The sequence below is a fragment of the Paenibacillus sp. FW101-FHT12H11 genome, from assembly GCF_058790355.1.
The window spans coordinates 152030-168825 of the sequence record NZ_JBYTCO010000005.1 but is presented as its reverse complement, the minus strand read 5'-3'; the positions used below and the strand labels follow the sequence as shown (position 1 = coordinate 168825).

Here is a 16796-nt window from a genome sequence, read left to right as displayed (position 1 = left end):
GCAATTGAACCACATCTTGGCATCTATTGCTTGAATAATGTACTGGGAAGCAGCTCACTTACATTTTTTAAACCTGCCATCCCGAGATTCAAATCAAAATCGGCTACTAAATTTTCCATAACGTGTCGAACTCCAGTTTCGCCGCCCATAGTCAGACCATAAAGATATGGCCGTCCGATAAATACCATTTTGGCTCCTAAGGCCAGTGCTTTGAATATATCCGCACCGCACCGGATGCCGCTGTCGAACATAACAGGAACTTGTGCTCCAACAACGTCCACAATGTAAAGTAATACATCTAATGCCGCGATGGCTCCGTCCAAATGTCGTCCACCATGGTTGGATACGATAATTCCGTCTGCCCCGTAATTAATTAACATTTTTGCGTCTTCCGAATGGAGAACCCCTTTCACTATTATTGGAAGTTTCGTGATAGAGCGTAGATAGCGAAAATCCTCAGCAGATATATGGGGTTTGCTTGTCAAATAGCGCATTGTTTGAGGTGTCAGTGAAAGGCCATACTTTTGCTTCACGACCGGGTCTGAGATAAAGTTACCAACCCCGTATTGGAACATAAATGGAGAAACGCACAACGATAAATTCTGCGCTCTCCACCCTTCCACCGGCCGGTCAAGAGTTGGAACAATGGCGGTAAAACCAGCTCTTTCCGCGCGTAGTACTAAACTTTTTAATACGTCACGATCTTGCCCGAAAAACAAGTGGAACCAACTGCCCGGATGAGCGATGGCTACTTGTTCCAAGGAATACGTAGAAACCATGCTTTGAATAAAAGGAATGCCTAAAATCGCGGCCGCCCTTGCAGATGCCACTTCCCCCAACTGGTGAAACATCGCTTGCCTTCCGATAGGAGCAAAACCAATAGGGAAAGGAAAAAACTTCCCGAAAAGCTTTACCGAAAGGTCTCGATCGGCTACGTCCCTTAATACCCTTGGAACAATACGCCAACGTTGAAATGATTCCTGGTTTGCCCGAATTGTTGTCCCCTCACCGGCACCACTTGCCGCATATGAAAAAGACCGTGGGTCAAGAAACCTACGCGCTTCCTCTTCCCATTGCTCAAACGTAATAAGCATCCGCCGTGTTTGATTGCATTCTTGAATGCGTGCCGATTGAATGTAGGTTCCAAAATTCATGCAACCCCCTCCTCCTTCCTACTATATGAAGTAACGACAACGGGTATCCGATATTGGTGAGTTGAAGGGATACTAATTGTTTCAACGTTGACATCACATAGGGAACAATTCGGATTTAGATCCAGGGAGTGGAACCATGTTACTTCAACAAAAAAAGGAACAGTAGCCTGCCCGAGACAATCTGCTCCATATTTAAATCAACAATTAAAATTTAAAACATTAGCTATTTATTAGAGTGTTCTGCTGGTGAAAAAAAGACTAGAGTAGTTAGGTCCTCTGTTATATCATAGAATCTATGCTCTTTGTTTGCTTCTACGAATAAGACGTCCCCTTTGCTAATTGAACTATATGTATCTCCATTCTGAAACGAAGATTTACCTTCGATTATCACATATATCTCATCTTCTGTATGAGGCTTTTGGTTATCTTTTTCGCCTTTATTCAGTTTATAAAGCCCTACACTCATCGAAGGTACCTTCAGAAATTCATAATATGAGGTATTTTCTAAATTTTTAAGCTGGTTTAGATAATTAGTCAATTCAACTAAATGAAAGTTCAATGTATAAACTCCTCTCGTTGCCAAACCATTCATTTTGTGAAATTCAATTACTGCACTCCATAAGCCATGAAATAGCAAGATTTTCACTGATCCTACTGTCTTTATGGCTTTATCAACTCCTTCACGTTAATCATCTGCTTTCCTCTCTCGACGTAAAATATATAATAAGAATCCGAGACCAACCGTAGCAAAAACTGCGAATATACAACCAAATATTAGCATGAAATAGTCCATGTCCATGAATTTATTACCTCTTCTAGTTATTATTATCATGCTCAGCCTGTAAAATATCTGTTTGTCTTATCCTTGGTGTCCTTTGCTTGCGCGTAAAAATAAGATCGCTAAACAAATGTTCCCCGTTAACATTCTATCACTGATTTGATTTCGTCACCCAAACTTTATATATCACGATACCGACTATAGCAAGGATAATAATCCAACTAATCGGACGAGCAAAGTTAATGGTCCATCCTAGTCCTAACCGTTTAGGAACAAAAATTGACTTATTATCTGGGTTGAAGTAAAAAATCCCAAATTTATAATGTTTCCGGTCTTTATCATCCATTTTCTATGTCTCCAGTTTCTGTAAGTTCATTGACCCTATCATTTCCCAAGCGGTCGAAGAAAACTCGAAGCGGGTTTATCTCACTAGTTGCTGCTTGGAAACGTTCGGAGATAGCGCGAAAATCAGTGTTATCACTGATCTGGTCAATGCCGCCGAAACCAAAGGCAGCAAGCTTACGCAGCGTTGGGTCCTCAATTTTACTCACCAATGCTTCCGCAAAACGGCCTCCGCCAATGATAGAAAAGGGCCTATCATAAAAGAGTTTCACCGCCGTCTCAAGCGGTTCAGTCAACCGTATTTTGTTATGCATCTGCGCGACGACCTGGTAGGCTTTTGCTACCGCTTGCTCACGTTCTCTCCAGTCACTTGTATATTGTGCCTTTTGCAGATGAGGTAACAATCCGGATGAACAATTAAGCTGTAGGAAGGCAGTGCCGAACCATTTGGGATATGGGGCATATCGACGCTCAATCAGGAAACAAAGACTCATTACGTCCCTTACTAGACGGGATGCAATCAGAGAAGACCCCAGTTCATCTCCTACGAAGCCTGCTCTTGGCATCAAATGCTCCTCCTGCCCAATCCTGTTCCAGACCGATGCCATCAAGAAAAGCCATACATCCTTGGGGTAATATCGTAAACTCTCTTGAGCATTCGTTAACTCAACGATATCATCTCGGAAGATGGCTCCTCCCGATAACTCCGCAAGAGTCTGGGAAGAAATAGTCAGCCAGTCGACCAAATCAAGTCCTTCAAACCATTTAGAAGGGCTGACACCAAGTCTTTTACTGTAGTAACTCGATACGGTCGTTACAATTGTCTGATTGATTGCGACGGGATAGTTATAAAATGATACCGGAACCTCATGCTGAAGTGCTGCGAGAATTGCTTCTCCTTGAGAAATATCGGACTCACGGATGAAAATTAGTACACGAGGTCCCCAGTCATGATCGCATGACATCGATGTATCGAATCCAAGCACTTCGCTGCCAGGACCAACAAGCGCTGAAGCGTATGAAAGAGCTGGCATCACAGACGATAGGCGCGGCGCGATATAACTCTCATGGAATAAGCGGCTTAACTGAATCCCGGGGATGTGGTCATTCACTTTGTGTTTCTCCTTCCTCTACGCAAATACTCAAGTGGTTAAAATTCATCAAAATGGAAAGTTCGCTTGACATCATTTGCGCTGCACAATATACTTTCCTTATGGAAAGCCAGCTTTCCACAAGGGGGTATACACTCTGAAGAACCGTTTAGAAGAAATCCGCAAGCAACGCGGAATTAAGCAAGAAGAATTAGCATTAGCTCTTGAAGTGTCGAGACAAACGATCGGTTCGTTGGAAAATGGACGTTATAACCCATCGATCCTTTTAGCGTTCAAAATTGCTCGCTATTTCGGTATGAGTATTGAAGAAATCTTTATTTATGAGGAGGATGAAAGTTTATGAAAAATCCGATCTCGTATTATTTTCTTTCCTTTGTAGGCGTAGCACTACTGTCAATTGGTATAGTCTTCATCAAAACGATTGAAGATCCACAAGGTATACTGCGAGCATTGCCTTATATCTGTGTCGGGCTTGGCTGTGGGATTTTCGGTCACGGTATGGGAGAAGTAATCAACCGACACCTTATGAAGAATAATCCTACAGCAGCAAAGCAGATGGAAATTGAAAAAAATGATGAGCGTAATTTGGCAATTGCAAATCGGGCAAAAGCTAAAGCCTATGATATGATTGTTTTTCTATTTGGAGCTTTACTATTAGCATTTGCCTTGATGGGCATAGATAAAATAACGGTATTTATATTGGCTTTTGCCTATATGTTTATCCTCGGATATAACGTTTATTACCGTGTTAAGTACTACAAAGAGATGTGAGAATATATATGAAAAATGGGGCCTCCGATGAGCCCCTTTTTTTATTTCTACTCTCTCGATTCAAAGTAGTCGATTGGACGAATCTCAATTCCCCATCCGAATTGCTCACCCGAAGCAACCTGTACGGTAGGATGTAAGGAAGCAATTCGGATGGCTTCCTCCATATCTTGTGCTTCTATGAGAAAAGCGCTACCAATCATCTCCTTCGTTTCGATAAAAGGACCATCGGTTATTTTCACTTTCCCATTCGCTCTCCGCAAGCATTTCGTTTCAGATGAGAGACCAGCATCGATAACTACTTGGCCGCTAGTATAAAAATTTTCCAGATGAACCGAACATTCATTCATAATAGCATCAATCTCATGCTTTGGTCGGGCATCCATTTTCTCGGGTTCCAAGTAACCTAAACATAGAAATTTCATGATCAAAGTCTCCTCTACCATTAAATTGAAGCGTTCTTTCTAGCCTCTAATTAGTCGACGAGCGGTATACATAAAAATCGACATATCCCAATAATATTTTAAAAAATGTTAAATGGGACTCGCTGTTTAGCTAATTCAAGCATGGGCAAGGTGATGATATCAAATTTTTCAAGCTCGGCAAGAGGTATCCATGCAACTTCAATGATATCCAGGTTATCTTGATTATCGGTATCGAGGAATAGATTTCCTCCAACTACCTCACCAATGAAACTATACTTTTTGTTTCTTTCCTTCAATAAACCTATCAGCTGAATATCAAATCCCGTCTCTTCTCTCACTTCTCTCATACACGCTTGCTCAGGACTTTCCCCTTCTTGCATGCCACCTCCGGGAAAATTCCAAACAATATCTCCGCGTTCAACGTATTGCTTTACCATTAGTACACAGTCATTTTGTATAATAATTGCTTCGGCAATCAATCTTATAACCACCTTTTTTACCAGTGTCTTATTTCAATTTGGCCATTAGTGAATCAATCTTCATGAGCAAGTATGTTGATAAGCTTACCAAATGGATCGCGAACATAGAATCGTCTTACACCCCAAGGTTCATCAACAGGCCCGTATTCAATCGGAAATCCAGCTTTCTTCATGCCTTCTAATGCAGCATCGACATCATCGACTTCAATCGATAGATCAGGCGTAGGTGTTTCTGAGCCACCCTGTGAGGCAAAGCTAATTTGAATGCTCATCTCCTCGTCTAAACCATAAGTTCTAATCCAACCATGATCCATCATGATCTCAAGGCCGAGTACATCCTGGTAAAAGCATTTAGCTGCCGAGATATCCTGCGCATTTATATTGGCGACGATTCGTTTGACCTTCATTTCAGACCTCCCAGTCATAAAAAGCTTGTCCATCCATATAATATAGTTCGACGTATAACAGTTAAATCTTTCCTCATGTTAACAAAATTCTCTCTTATAACTGCAAACACAAAGACCATCCTTGCCGGATGGCCTTGTCTGTTCAACTTCAACGATCGTTCACCAACCATAAAATTAAAACGTATTATAAACATTTTCACATTCTTTGGCTGTTGGTTCATAAAAACAGTGCTTTTTCCATCGTCCTGCCAATGGTTGATTATACCAAGTTGCCGGACAAGGACCTGGATTTTCGAATGAACCTGGGCGGAAATACCATAAGGAGAATTTACCCGGCCAATTTCGCTCCCCATTTACGGAACGTTGCGCCAGACGGCGTTCTCTCTCTCTGGCGTTTTGATAATACAAACCATGTTGCAGCGCTTCGAACGCATGCGGCTGGTTAATCATTTGAGGAATGGTCCGGATTCCTTTAAAATCGGAGCAATTCGCTCTTATTCGGTTAATGCCAACATTTCCAACAAGAAGCATGCCCATTTCGCCTTCAGTCTCAGCTTCCGCACGCAGCAACCTTGCCAACATATCAATATCCTGTTTCCTGGCTTTTACAACTGCCATTAGATCACCTCTTTATCTTTCTAAACTCATCATATTGTAGGCAAAGCGGAAGTGTTACGCCCGCACAATATTTAGAAAGCCACATCTCGATATCAAAGCGAAAAACCCGCAGGAGCGGGTTTTTATACTTTCAATCATATGGTTTGTGACAAGGATTGAATTTGCACCACCAGTTTTACCGTATGAATGGTATCCTCCATGTTAGGCTCGGGAGCCATCTGCCTCTGAATACTGTCGATGAATTCATACAGTTGTTGCTCAAAACCATAATAGGAATAATTGCTCAAGTTGCCGTGATTCAGATTCCACATCAATGTATCTCCGCCATCCGCTAACTTGGCAAATTGAAAGCCTTCCCGCTTGGGAGCAGGCCGGTTATACGCAAGATGCCGAATATTGTCCACAACAATGTTCGTGCCGACTCCAGTGATTTCCACCCGCTCCATCGGGTATTCGATCTTTTGCAGAGAGCCTGATTGGATGACACCAATAGCGCCGGACTCCGCGACGAATGAAATATTGTATCCGACTCTGTGTGCGTCGAGGTTGATTTGATCGACATGCAGCGATTTTATCTCGCCGAGCAGAAATCTAGCCAAATCAAGATGATGACTCACATGATTGAACAGGAACAGCTCATTCGATGCGCTTTCCGAGCCTTGGAATTTGGACAGAAACATCGTAACCCTGCCAAATTCCTCCCTTTGGATGATTTCCTTCGCCATCATATATGCTGTAGTAAACCGTTTGTTATAGCGTGACACCACATATTTTCCCGTACGCCGCTGCAGCTCAAGGAGACGTTCAGCCTGTTCGATGGAAAAGCAAGCCGGCCTTTCCATAAACACATGAACATTAGCTTGCAGGCATTCTTCAGCTATTTGAAAATGAGCGTATTCGTCCTCCGTGAAACAAATAACAGCATCCAGTTGCTCCTGTTCCAGCATTTCCCGGTAATCCGTATACGCCTTCGGAACCCGGTACCGGTTCGTAAACCGGGTCAGTTCCCCTTCATCTTCATGACTGGCAGCGATTAAGTTGAACGGAATCCGTTTCAGGCAATCGTAAACAAATTGATACATCAAGCTTCCGCATCCGATTATAGCTATTTTTACTAATGAGTCCATCATGCAAGTTCCTCTCATTCGTTGATCATCGTTAGGCTCATACCTATAAACGCAGCTAAATCGAAATCATCTTGATGCATACCGGCATCGGCACCTTAATGCTGTGACCTACCGGACACAGTTTGCCGGTCTGACGGTCCAGGCTGAATGCGACGACATTGTCCGTATCTTGGTGCGCCGCATACAAGTATTGACCGGTCGGGTCGATGATAAAGCTTCGCGGTGCTCTCCCCAGAGTCGGTTCATGGCCAACAAGCTGGAGCCTTCCCGTCTCAGGCTCAACCTCATAAATGACAATGCTGTTATGCCCGCGGTTCGAACCGTAGACATAAGTGCCGTCCGGATGAACATGAACATCGGCGCAAAAACTCGGTTCGGCAAACCCTTCCGGCAGCGTGGCATGCGTATCCCTAAGATGAAGGATGCCTTGGCTCGGATTATAATCGTAGCTCATCAACGTATTACCCAGCTCATTGATAACGTATGCCCAACGTCCATTGGGATGAAAGGCGGCATGACGAGGCCCCGAACCCGCTGCAACGGAAATGGACGGGACAGCTGCAGGAAGCAGCTTCCCGCGTTCCGCATCCAGCCGATAAACCAGCAGCTGATCGGCTCCGTATTCAGCGGCAACCGCATATCGTCCGGCTGGGTCGAGCGTGACCGAATGAACGCGAGGTCCCTGCTGACGCGTCGGATGGACGCTGGAGCCGGAATGACGGATGATATCCGTCATCGCTCCAAGGCTGCCGTCCGCTTGGATCGGCAGAACACACACGCTGCCGTCGCCGAAATTCCCGGCAAGCACAAATTTGCCCGTTCCATCTACAGTCAAATGAACAGGTTTAGAGCCCCCGGAGGGCTGACTGTTCATGAACGTCAGCCTCCCCGTTAGGGGATCAATGGAGAAGGCGCTGATCAGGCCCTCTCCTTCAATAGTATTGGCTGCATAAAGATATTGTTTCGATGGGTGAATCGCCAAGTAAGTAGGATTTATCCCCGCTGCAGCCGTGCTCGAATAGAGCAATTCACCAGTAGACGGATTCATGCTATAAACATATATCCCTTCACTGCTGCTGCCGTCCGTTTGCGTGCCGATATATGCAAAAATTGCTGCCTGCTTATTCATAGATATTCTCCCTATATCTGCTCATTTATTTGGAGCAGGCAAGGCCGAGACCTTCCTCAAGCGGCTCGGAAACACTATCCGCCAGCTGAGCGGTCAGGCCGCCGTCTACGACCAGAGCATGGCCCGTGACGAAGGACGAATCGTCCGATGCCAGGAACAGTGCGGCCAGTGCGGCTTCGCGCATGGTTCCTGGCCGCCCTAGCAGGTAAACCGCTTGCTGCCGGCGAACCTCCTCTGGATATTTCTCCAGGAAATCAATCTTCCCTTCCGTCACAATGCGGCCCGGACAAATGGAATTAAACCGAATGCCGTGTTTCCCGTAATCAACCGCCATCTGGCGGGTCAAATTAATGATTGCCGCTTTGGCAGCATCATAGGAGGAATGCCTTCTTCCCCCAAGCAACCCGTGGACCGAAGCGGTATTAATAATGGAACCGCCTCCTGCATTTATCATACCAGGCAGTGCATATTTACTGCCGAGAAATACGGCTTTAACCGAAGAAGCGAATACCCTGTCCCAATCCGCTTCTTCTTGGTCTAATACGGAATTGGTGTGCCCTCTATAGGCATTGTTCATCAAAATATCCAATTTGCCGAACTTTTCATAAGCATAATCAATGAGCCGCTTTAATTCTTCGCTTTTGAATACGTCCGCCTGAACATAAACGGCCGAACCTCCTTGCGCATTGATGCCATCAGCGACCTGCTGCCCCAAACCTTCTCGTCCGCCATCGTCATTGACAATGACATGCGCTCCTTCCTCCGCGAACACCTCGGCGCTCGCTCTTCCGATGCCTGATGATGAGCCTGTAATAACCGCTACCTTGCCCTGTAATCTTGTTCCCATGTCGATAGGCCTCCCGAGATCTCTTATTTTTTTGCTGTTTTTTCCTTGTACAAGTCATTAAGTTCCTTTAAATGCTTCTGATACGACGGGTCGTCTTTAAAGCTTTGGACAAATTTATCAAAATCTTCAAAGCTGTTTTTGCCTATAATGACATTCGTCATCATATCGTTGATTTTTTTATTCCAATCCGCACTTTTCTCCAAGGCCGTGGGAGTGACAAGCCCAAGGCCCGGGTTCGGGACGGATACGGTTGAGATGGTGTCTACCAGCTTGTGGTTGTAAGCCTTTGTTTCCGGCGTCATTCCCGGCAAATCCGCTTTTACGTATTTATCGTAATAGCTTGAGACCCATTGCGCCGAAGTATCGAAAGCATAGCCCTTCTTTTTACCCTCGTCTGTCTGGGTGATGTCCCCTGCTTCGTTCTCGTTGTAGTCAACACCCTTTATACCGTAAGCAACCAGATTGTACGTTTCTCTCGTTGCCGTATAGTTGTAAACCTCGAGAATTTTTTTCATTTTTTGTTCACTGACTTTTTTATTGATCATGAAAATACCGAACGAGCCGGGTGCCGCCTCCATATAAACCTTGCCGTCTGGCGCCGCCGGGAACAAGTAAGGTTTGATTATCGCGTTAGGATTGACCTTCTTCAAGTCATCGGTATACAAATGGCCGTCATACACGTTGCTAAAGCCCATCCCGACTTTGCCCTGCGTCATGAAATCGCGGGTTTGGCTCGTTTGCAACAAAGGAAGATCCGGCACCATAATGCCCGCTTTGTTTACTTTATTCCAAAAGGCCATGGCATCTTTGATTTTGGGATTGAAGAAGCTAGGCTGCACTTGGCCGTTTTCATCCACATAATGCTGCAGACCCGCACCAAACATCGATAAGAAATAATTCGATAGCGTTGGTGTACCTTGACCGACAAATCCGTACGTATCGTTTTTGCCGTTACCGTCAGGATCATTTTTTGTAAAGGCTTCCATAACACTATAAAACTCATCCATCGTCGTTGGCGCTTTCAATCCTAATTTATCCAGCCAATCCTGCCGGATGAGCAGCGACTGATGCCCGTCAATGGGACGAACACGCGGAATGCCCATGGTTTTCCCTTTAAAAGAGACATTTTTGTAAATTTGCTCAGGATAAGCTGCCAAATTCGGATAATCCTTGATGTACGGCGTTAAATCCCAGAAAGCCCCTTGATTTGTCGCGTTGGCAAATGCCTGCGTATTAATGTCCCAAACCAGGCTCACATCGGGTAGATCGCCCGAGGCCAGCATGACGTTCAATTTGTCCTGGTAATTATTAGCCGGAACGTAGGTCACATTCATTTTCACATTAAATTTCTCGTTGATTTGCTTCAAACTGTCCAGATCATTACCGGGAGCCGAGTTATAGGTTGTGGTCAGTATATTGATCTCCGTCGGTTCCTGATTTCCCGCAGCACTGCCCGCCGAATTGGAAGCTCCATCCGGAGAGCTGCAGCCAGCAAGCAGGACAACCGTCGAAGCGGCACCAAGGTACGCTCTTTTTAACCATCTGTTCATCTGTTTGACCTCCTTCAAATTTAACTTAACCCTTCACAGAGCCGACCATCATGCCTTTGGCAAAATATTTTTGCAGAAATGGATATACGATGATAATTGGTAAGGAAGCCACAACGACCGCCGACATTTTGATCGTCTCCGGTGGCAGCATCTGATCGCTCTGCAGCATTTGCGCAACAGACGGATCGCCTACCTGTGTTGATGCTTGAATGAGCAGCACTTGCAGCACGACCTGCATAGGGCGAAGTGTATCTTTGTTAATGTACAGCACCGCATTGAAATACGTATTCCAATAAGCGACGGCGAAAAATAAGCCGAAAGCGACAAGCGCCGTTACAGAAACAGGCAGCATAATCCGGAAAAATACGCCGATGTCCGTACATCCGTCCATTTTAGCCGACTCTTCCAGTTCCTCAGGAATTTCCTGATAAAAGCTTTTCATCAGAATGACATACCAGGCGCTGCTCAGTACCGGAAGAATAAGCGACCATATGGTATTGACCAGCCCCAACTCCTTGACCAGCAAATAGTTCGGAATCATCCCCGGATTGAACAACATGGTGAACAAAATACCTATCATGAACACCCGCTTCAGTCTGAACTTTTTGCGAGATAAGGTGTACGCAAGTCCGCTTGTCAATATAAGACTGCAAGCCGTACCGACAATCGCCAGAATTGCGCTTACACTTAGCGAGTTCAAAAAGGTCCGTGTTGACAGAATGAACTCATACGAAGCCAAGCTCCAATGTTTGGGAAAGATGACAATCGGACTGGTCTGATACTCGACAGGATCGGTAAACGAAACGAGAATAACATAAATAAATGGCAGCAAAGTCGATAACCCAATCAGTCCAAGAATCACATAATTAAAAATATCAAACACACGCGAGCCCCAGCGCAGTTTCATCAGTACACGCCCTCCTCTCCCAGCTTCTTAGCTGCCCGGTCTGCCAATAGAACAAGGATCAAGCCGACCACCGATTTGAAAATGCCGACAGCGGTGGCAAAGCTGAATCGCCCGTTTTGAATCCCTACCCGGTATGCGTAAGTGTCGAAGACATCCGCAACCTCCGTCACGGCCGAGCTGGACATCAAGTAAATATGCTCGAATCCAATATCCAATACTTGACCCAAACGGAGTATTAATAAAATAATTACCGTTCCTTTAATACCCGGAGTCGTCACATAGAGCATTTGCTTCCATCGGTTCGCCCCGTCAATCTTTGCCGCTTCGTATAGCTCGGGATTAATACTGGCTAAAGCAGCCAAAAATATAATCGTTCCCCAGCCGGTTTCTTTCCAGATCGTTTGAGCCGTCAGCATGCCCCAAAAGGTTTCGGGATTCGTTAAAAAATTAATAGCCTGCCCTCCCGATTCGACGACCAGCTTATTAATAATCCCGCTGCCGCTCAAGGTCAGAAAGCAGATACCCACGATAACGACCCAAGATAAAAAATGAGGCAAATAAATCGAGGTTTGCACCCATTTTTTGAAGGTAACGTTTTTCAGCTCGTTCAGGAGCAATGCAATAATGATGGGCATCGGAAAAAATAAAATGATATTTAGGAAGCTGATTGCTAGGGTATTGCGGAATAGCAGCCAAAAATCAGGATTGGCAAAAAAACTTTGGAAATGCTTAAATCCGACCCACTCGCTTTTGAACAGTCCTAAGTAAGGTGAGTATTCGGTAAAGGCAAGTGACAGCCCCCACAACGGGATGTACTTGAAAATAAGGAAATACAACAGTCCGGGCAGCGCGAGAACATACAGATACTTTTCTTGCTTCCATGTCGGCTTCCAACTTTTCAGCCAATTTAGAAAACGGTTGCTTGCCTGTTTCGTCTGAAGTGGTCTCTTTAAATCATCGGCGGATACCGCGCTTCTAGATTGATCTGGCAATACGCTCATCCTTTCTCCATAAATTTGAATGTCACCCTACTATCGCTTGCTCCATGCTTGCTGAATTTCCATGCCGGCAATCTGTATTCTAGGGATGGCTCCGGTAATTCTCAATAAGCCATTTGTGCATGCTCATTTTGTGACAGCCCAGACCCGAGTCACACAACGAGCATCCGCTAAAAGTAAGCAAAAACCCCCTATAAAGCAGGAGTTTTTCTGCTCTCCAGCTGCATAGAGGGTCGTGCAACACGGCAGCTATGCTACCCGCGTTCCTCACGGAATTGTCCGGGAGTGATCCCTTCCATCTTTTTAAAAACACGGATAAAGTTCTGCGTATGGAGATAACCAACCTTCTCAGAAATGTCAGCGACGGGAATATCGGTTTCACAAAGCAGCTCTTTGGCCTTCTCAATCCGAACGTGCGTTAAATAATCGCTAAAGGCAATCTGTTTGAATTTTTTGAAAAGCTTGCTGAGATGGGTACGGCTAACTCCGAAATTGCGCGCGCACTGATCCTGAGAAATATCCTGATGATAGTTCTCATGGATATAAGCGGTCACCTTGATGATAATTTGCTCATGTTCTATATTCGTTTTATTTCGTACGAACTGCACGATTGGTGTAATCAAATGTTGAAGAAACCAACGGTTTAAATCATCCATGTTTTGAAACTTACGTAAGTAGTCGTAGGGCTCTTCTCCTTTGAAGACAGTATCGGGTTCAATGCCAAGCAAATACATGGTGCGTATCGTCGTGCCCAGGAGCTGCGTATACGACATTTGAATCACCTTGGCAACATGGGTCGCACCGATGACATATTTCGAAAACTCGTGAAGCATCCGTTCCGCTTCTTGGAGATCTCCCTGCTTCAAAGACTCCTCATAGTGACGCTCCAACTCAATGGGATAACGGTAACCTTCATTCGATTTCAGGAAGTCGTTATCCGGAGCAATAACTTGCTCTCCTCCAACGACGAGACGCGAAGTAAGAGCTGATTGCGCTTGCCGGTACACCAATGGGAGATTGCCGATCTCGCTCGTTCCTACTCCGAGCCCTGCCGTTACCGGCAGCCGTAAGTAATTGGTTAATACATTTCGGAGCTCCTCAACGAACGCCTTCACAGAATTCTCCCATGTCTCTAACGTTTCATGAGCGATTTGATGATCTGCTTCCGTATGCTGCCAGAGCAGCACAGCCAGCTGATCGTTTAGACAATTGACAGTAACCCCAAGAATCGGGTGAACATTCGTTTGTACCATATCCATAATAATATTTTTCATAGCAAAAATGACAAGGTCCCGGTCCTGATCCAAAAACCTCCCATTAACTGGACCGCTTCTGTCATAAGTCATAATAAAAACCGCGAATCGGGTTTGGTGGGGAAGCCCGTACCGCATGAACAACTGTTCCAGCTCGCTTTGCGAGTAATGCAAATAATGCCCGAGCAGCATCTGCATGACAAATGATTCCCGCAGCATAGGCAGTTGCATAGATAGCTGGTGCTGGAGTTGACTCGTCTCATGCTTTAAAGCCTGCCAACTTTGTTTCATATAACCTATCTCGTCTTCTCCTACATCATTACCTGAGGAAGTTTCCCGCTTTAGGAAATTCATAAGATTGGCAATGGGCCGGTAAATCCATTGCGTACCAAGAAGCGTGAGAACAAACGCCAACAAAAGCACGACAACCAGGACAATTGCTGTGATAACACCGATTCCCGCCGATTTGGCATTTAATTCTTGCGTTGGGATCAAATCAATATACTGCCAGCCGGTATAGCGTGACGTTAACGTTGTGACCAGATAATTACGGTTGTTCCAATTATAATTGAGCTTATGATCAGATATATTCCTATGACGAATCGTATTGAGCAGTTCGGAAGGAAGCGTAAAAGCGGAAGAGGCGGCAACGGTTTTTCCTTCTTGATCGACAATTACTGTCATCTGGCCTGGATACACGGTCGAGCGCTGAAGCGAATCCTGAAACACCTTCTGATCCATACGGACAAGCATGAGACCGATTGGATTAGGTGCTTGAAGAGGCAGCTTGCATATAAAGGTAACGCCACTAGCTTCATCGTTCTCCCGAATGCGAAAGACGGAATTGGTCCACTCCAGCTCCTTCGGGGAAACCATCGCATCATTTAGCCTGTTGTGGTCGTACACCGGGGCAATTTTAAATAAACCGTAAGAGGAAGAAAGCAGATAGTTGTCTTTAATGTACATGGATATATCAAGAATTTGCTTATGGTTATACTGAAAAGTTGAAAAAAACTGCGAGACCTGCAAGTTAAACTCAAATTCATTTCCCTTGATGCCCCGCTGCAAAGCTTCATTCGCGAAAAGAGGATGAAATAACATCTGCAATGTGCTATCTTGCATATTTTGTAAATCCCGATCAATGGTTGCCGAAGTATTCTCCAGCAGTTGAACATGGGCGCGGTTGACTTCATTTTGCAGCGTCGAAGTCGAGAATAGATAACTGCTGATGCCTACAAGTAAAGTCGGCAGAATAGAAGCAGCCAAGGTCAGCATAATCATGCGATGAAGCAATGCTGCCCGGCTGCTGAATACTCGCCTCCCGGAGAGGTTAAATCCCATGTTCCTCCTCCTTTTTAGGCATACAGAACAACATGTTCCTCTTCTACAGAAACCGGGAAGGTTTCAAGACTATCTTCTAACGGCTCTACAGCCACATCGTATTTTTTGACCAAGCACTGATGGGGATTGAATAGCGATTTGCCCGTCGTGACATCAAACTCCCATCCGTGCCAAGGGCAGGCCAGTATTTCGCCTTCCCTACCGTATCGGTGGCTGCCAGGCATTGACGGCAGCGTCGTCCCCGTCAATCTGCCCACACACAAAGGCGCTCCTTGATGCGGACAGCTGTTGCGCAAGGCGTAATACTCCCCGTTTGCGTTAAATACGCCAATAGACCTTCCGCCAACTTGAACGATTTTCCGCTCTCCCGGCTGCATTTCGGCCGTTTTACATACTACGAATCGCTCCATGTTCAGCAGCCTCCTGTTTAAAGGTTGTAAAACTCCTTCGCATTCTCATAAAAGATTCGCCGATGAAGCTCGGCCGGAAGCTTCGGAAACGCTCTTCTCGGCGAGTCGAAGTCCCAATGCGGGTAGTCGCTGGCAAACATGAGAAGATGTTCGGCATCCATCGCTTCCAACATCGTCAACAAATATTTGTCGTCATCTGGCCGCTCGATTGGCTGGCTCGTAATACGCACGTGGTCTCGCAAAAATTCGCTCGGCCGCTTTTCAAGCCAAGGCACTTCATAGCGGAGTCCCTTATATTCCGCATCCAACCGCCACATTAAAGGCGCAAGCCAGGAAACGCCACCCTCGACAAGCGCAATTTTGAATTTAGGATACTTCACGAAAACCCCTTCGGTCAGAAAACTGACCAGATGTGCCTGGAAGGCAAGCGACAAGCACGTATGAAACTCAATGTAGCGGGTAGGATGACCTGGTGTGGGCTGATGGTTAATGCCCATCCCATCCGTACCAGGATGAATCGCCAGAGGAAAACCATATTTTTCACAGGCTTCATAAATTGGATGATACTGCCGCTGACCGAAGGGCGCTGTTGCACCGGAATCGGTCATCACCTGCACAAAATGAGGATGGCCGGCCCATCGCTCTATTTCTTTGGCCGCTCCGATAGGGTCTTGGGTAGCGATATACAGTGAGCCTTTGAACACGCCGTCATGATTATATTTATCCAGCCATGTATCGGCAAGCCAATCGTTATAGGCAGCGGCTACTGCGGAAGCCATATCGGGATCCGGCAAATTGTTCAGCATCGCGCGGGGCAACAGAATCGCGTAATCGATTCCGTATTCGTTGATCAATTGCTCCCGCAAAAAATCGGGATCGGTTCCCGCCCCACCACCGTTTGGCGGCTTGGCATCCACACGATTTCCCTGAATGTTGCCGTAAGCTCGGTTCAACGGACGATACCAGTCTCGCCAGGGCTGAGGCAAATATTTGTTCAGCTCTTCCCTGGATTTAAGGTAGACGTGGACATCGCAATCAATAATGCCGTTTTTTCCAGTCGTTTGCTTTGAACTCACCTGAATCCCTCCCATTATGCGTTAAAGTGGCGCATGGATTGTGATGGAAAGCTTCGCAGCACCTTCCTGCTGCGA

At 45.6% G+C, this 16796-nt stretch carries 19 protein-coding genes; 2 read left to right on the top strand and 17 right to left on the bottom strand.

Translation table 11 applies throughout. The features are described from left to right. Positions 1–23 precede the first annotated feature (23 nt). The 4 genes from AC3WTJ_RS17455 to AC3WTJ_RS17440 all read right to left on the bottom strand — a co-directional run bounded on the left by AC3WTJ_RS17455 (position 24) and on the right by AC3WTJ_RS17440 (position 3386). Positions 24–1154 (bottom strand): alpha-hydroxy-acid oxidizing protein, encoded by a 1131-nt coding sequence (locus AC3WTJ_RS17455; protein WP_492522862.1) that lies wholly within the window; start codon positions 1152–1154, stop codon positions 24–26. A gap of 223 nt (positions 1155–1377) precedes the next feature. Continuing rightward, a complete protein-coding gene (locus AC3WTJ_RS17450; RefSeq protein WP_492522861.1) occupies positions 1378–1713 on the bottom strand; it encodes a cupin domain-containing protein in 336 nt (111 codons plus the stop codon). A gap of 370 nt (positions 1714–2083) precedes the next feature. Continuing rightward, positions 2084–2278, bottom strand: coding sequence for a DUF5808 domain-containing protein (locus AC3WTJ_RS17445; RefSeq protein WP_492522860.1), 195 nt, complete (start codon positions 2276–2278; stop codon positions 2084–2086). Beyond that, positions 2271–3386, bottom strand: a complete 1116-nt coding sequence (locus AC3WTJ_RS17440; RefSeq protein WP_492522859.1) for a DUF4037 domain-containing protein — start codon at positions 3384–3386, stop codon at positions 2271–2273. The genes AC3WTJ_RS17445 and AC3WTJ_RS17440 overlap by 8 nt, the downstream gene beginning before the upstream one ends. 136 nt (positions 3387–3522) lie before the next feature. Here AC3WTJ_RS17440 and AC3WTJ_RS17435 point away from each other — a divergent pair, with 136 nt between their 5' ends. Together AC3WTJ_RS17435 and AC3WTJ_RS17430 are read left to right on the top strand one after the other, a co-directional pair. Then, positions 3523–3729, top strand: coding sequence for a helix-turn-helix transcriptional regulator (locus AC3WTJ_RS17435; protein WP_492523268.1), 207 nt, complete (start codon positions 3523–3525; stop codon positions 3727–3729). Further along, entirely contained in the window at positions 3726–4157 is a 432-nt protein-coding gene (locus AC3WTJ_RS17430; RefSeq protein ID WP_492522858.1) for a hypothetical protein, read from the top strand. The genes AC3WTJ_RS17435 and AC3WTJ_RS17430 overlap by 4 nt, the downstream gene beginning before the upstream one ends. A gap of 47 nt (positions 4158–4204) precedes the next feature. On the opposite strand, the gene AC3WTJ_RS17425 is transcribed toward AC3WTJ_RS17430, so the two are convergent. From AC3WTJ_RS17425 to AC3WTJ_RS17365, 13 genes are all read right to left on the bottom strand, one after another. Then, the gene (locus tag AC3WTJ_RS17425) at positions 4205–4579 is read right to left on the bottom strand and encodes a YciI family protein (protein WP_492522857.1); all 375 of its coding nucleotides are present in this window, start codon (positions 4577–4579) and stop codon (positions 4205–4207) included. A gap of 98 nt (positions 4580–4677) precedes the next feature. Continuing rightward, on the bottom strand, positions 4678–5058 hold the full coding sequence (locus AC3WTJ_RS17420) for an NUDIX hydrolase (RefSeq protein ID WP_492522856.1): 381 nt from the start codon (positions 5056–5058) through the stop codon (positions 4678–4680). Positions 5059–5111: 53 nt separating this feature from the next. Next, positions 5112–5465 (bottom strand): VOC family protein, encoded by a 354-nt coding sequence (locus tag AC3WTJ_RS17415; protein WP_492522855.1) that lies wholly within the window; start codon positions 5463–5465, stop codon positions 5112–5114. Positions 5466–5639: 174 nt separating this feature from the next. Further along, positions 5640–6083 (bottom strand): cell wall hydrolase, encoded by a 444-nt coding sequence (locus AC3WTJ_RS17410; RefSeq protein WP_127456950.1) that lies wholly within the window; start codon positions 6081–6083, stop codon positions 5640–5642. 134 nt (positions 6084–6217) lie between these two features. Further along, positions 6218–7213 (bottom strand): Gfo/Idh/MocA family protein, encoded by a 996-nt coding sequence (locus tag AC3WTJ_RS17405; protein WP_492522854.1) that lies wholly within the window; start codon positions 7211–7213, stop codon positions 6218–6220. 52 nt (positions 7214–7265) lie between these two features. Then, positions 7266–8339: a lactonase family protein gene (locus AC3WTJ_RS17400; RefSeq protein ID WP_492522853.1), complete on the bottom strand. Its 1074-nt coding sequence runs from the start codon at positions 8337–8339 to the stop codon at positions 7266–7268. A 25-nt stretch (positions 8340–8364) separates the two neighbouring features. Continuing rightward, positions 8365–9186, bottom strand: a complete 822-nt coding sequence (locus AC3WTJ_RS17395) for an SDR family NAD(P)-dependent oxidoreductase (protein WP_492522852.1) — start codon at positions 9184–9186, stop codon at positions 8365–8367. Between the two features lie 23 nt (positions 9187–9209). Next, positions 9210–10736, bottom strand: coding sequence for an extracellular solute-binding protein (locus tag AC3WTJ_RS17390; protein ID WP_492522851.1), 1527 nt, complete (start codon positions 10734–10736; stop codon positions 9210–9212). 25 nt (positions 10737–10761) lie between these two features. Continuing rightward, on the bottom strand, positions 10762–11643 hold the full coding sequence (locus AC3WTJ_RS17385; RefSeq protein WP_492522850.1) for a carbohydrate ABC transporter permease: 882 nt from the start codon (positions 11641–11643) through the stop codon (positions 10762–10764). After that, positions 11643–12644, bottom strand: coding sequence for an ABC transporter permease (locus AC3WTJ_RS17380; protein ID WP_492522849.1), 1002 nt, complete (start codon positions 12642–12644; stop codon positions 11643–11645). The genes AC3WTJ_RS17385 and AC3WTJ_RS17380 overlap by 1 nt, the downstream gene beginning before the upstream one ends. 251 nt (positions 12645–12895) lie before the next feature. Next, the gene (locus AC3WTJ_RS17375) at positions 12896–15235 is read right to left on the bottom strand and encodes an AraC family transcriptional regulator (protein WP_492522848.1); all 2340 of its coding nucleotides are present in this window, start codon (positions 15233–15235) and stop codon (positions 12896–12898) included. A 14-nt stretch (positions 15236–15249) separates the two neighbouring features. After that, positions 15250–15645, bottom strand: coding sequence for a Rieske (2Fe-2S) protein (locus AC3WTJ_RS17370; RefSeq protein WP_492522847.1), 396 nt, complete (start codon positions 15643–15645; stop codon positions 15250–15252). Positions 15646–15662: 17 nt separating this feature from the next. After that, complete coding sequence (locus tag AC3WTJ_RS17365) at positions 15663–16721, bottom strand: amidohydrolase family protein (RefSeq protein ID WP_407867417.1); 1059 nt, start codon at positions 16719–16721, stop codon at positions 15663–15665. Positions 16722–16796 lie beyond the last annotated feature (75 nt).

Bases quoted from the DNA above. Each gene is read 5' to 3' on its own strand.
- AC3WTJ_RS17445 (WP_492522860.1), bottom strand. From the start codon at position 2,278: ATGGATGATAAAGACCGGAAACATTATAAATTTGGGATTTTTTACTTC.
- AC3WTJ_RS17385 (WP_492522850.1), bottom strand. From the start codon at position 11,643: ATGAAACTGCGCTGGGGCTCGCGTGTGTTTGATATTTTTAATTATGTG.
- AC3WTJ_RS17415 (WP_492522855.1), bottom strand. From the start codon at position 5,465: ATGAAGGTCAAACGAATCGTCGCCAATATAAATGCGCAGGATATCTCG.
- AC3WTJ_RS17375 (WP_492522848.1), bottom strand. From the start codon at position 15,235: ATGGGATTTAACCTCTCCGGGAGGCGAGTATTCAGCAGCCGGGCAGCA.
- AC3WTJ_RS17380 (WP_492522849.1), bottom strand. From the start codon at position 12,644: ATGAGCGTATTGCCAGATCAATCTAGAAGCGCGGTATCCGCCGATGAT.
- AC3WTJ_RS17425 (WP_492522857.1), bottom strand. From the start codon at position 4,579: ATGAAATTTCTATGTTTAGGTTACTTGGAACCCGAGAAAATGGATGCC.
- AC3WTJ_RS17395 (WP_492522852.1), bottom strand. From the start codon at position 9,186: ATGGGAACAAGATTACAGGGCAAGGTAGCGGTTATTACAGGCTCATCA.
- AC3WTJ_RS17370 (WP_492522847.1), bottom strand. From the start codon at position 15,645: ATGGAGCGATTCGTAGTATGTAAAACGGCCGAAATGCAGCCGGGAGAG.
- AC3WTJ_RS17410 (WP_127456950.1), bottom strand. From the start codon at position 6,083: ATGGCAGTTGTAAAAGCCAGGAAACAGGATATTGATATGTTGGCAAGG.
- AC3WTJ_RS17400 (WP_492522853.1), bottom strand. From the start codon at position 8,339: ATGAATAAGCAGGCAGCAATTTTTGCATATATCGGCACGCAAACGGAC.
- AC3WTJ_RS17455 (WP_492522862.1), bottom strand. From the start codon at position 1,154: ATGAATTTTGGAACCTACATTCAATCGGCACGCATTCAAGAATGCAAT.
- AC3WTJ_RS17430 (WP_492522858.1), top strand. From the start codon at position 3,726: ATGAAAAATCCGATCTCGTATTATTTTCTTTCCTTTGTAGGCGTAGCA.
- AC3WTJ_RS17390 (WP_492522851.1), bottom strand. From the start codon at position 10,736: ATGAACAGATGGTTAAAAAGAGCGTACCTTGGTGCCGCTTCGACGGTT.
- AC3WTJ_RS17405 (WP_492522854.1), bottom strand. From the start codon at position 7,213: ATGATGGACTCATTAGTAAAAATAGCTATAATCGGATGCGGAAGCTTG.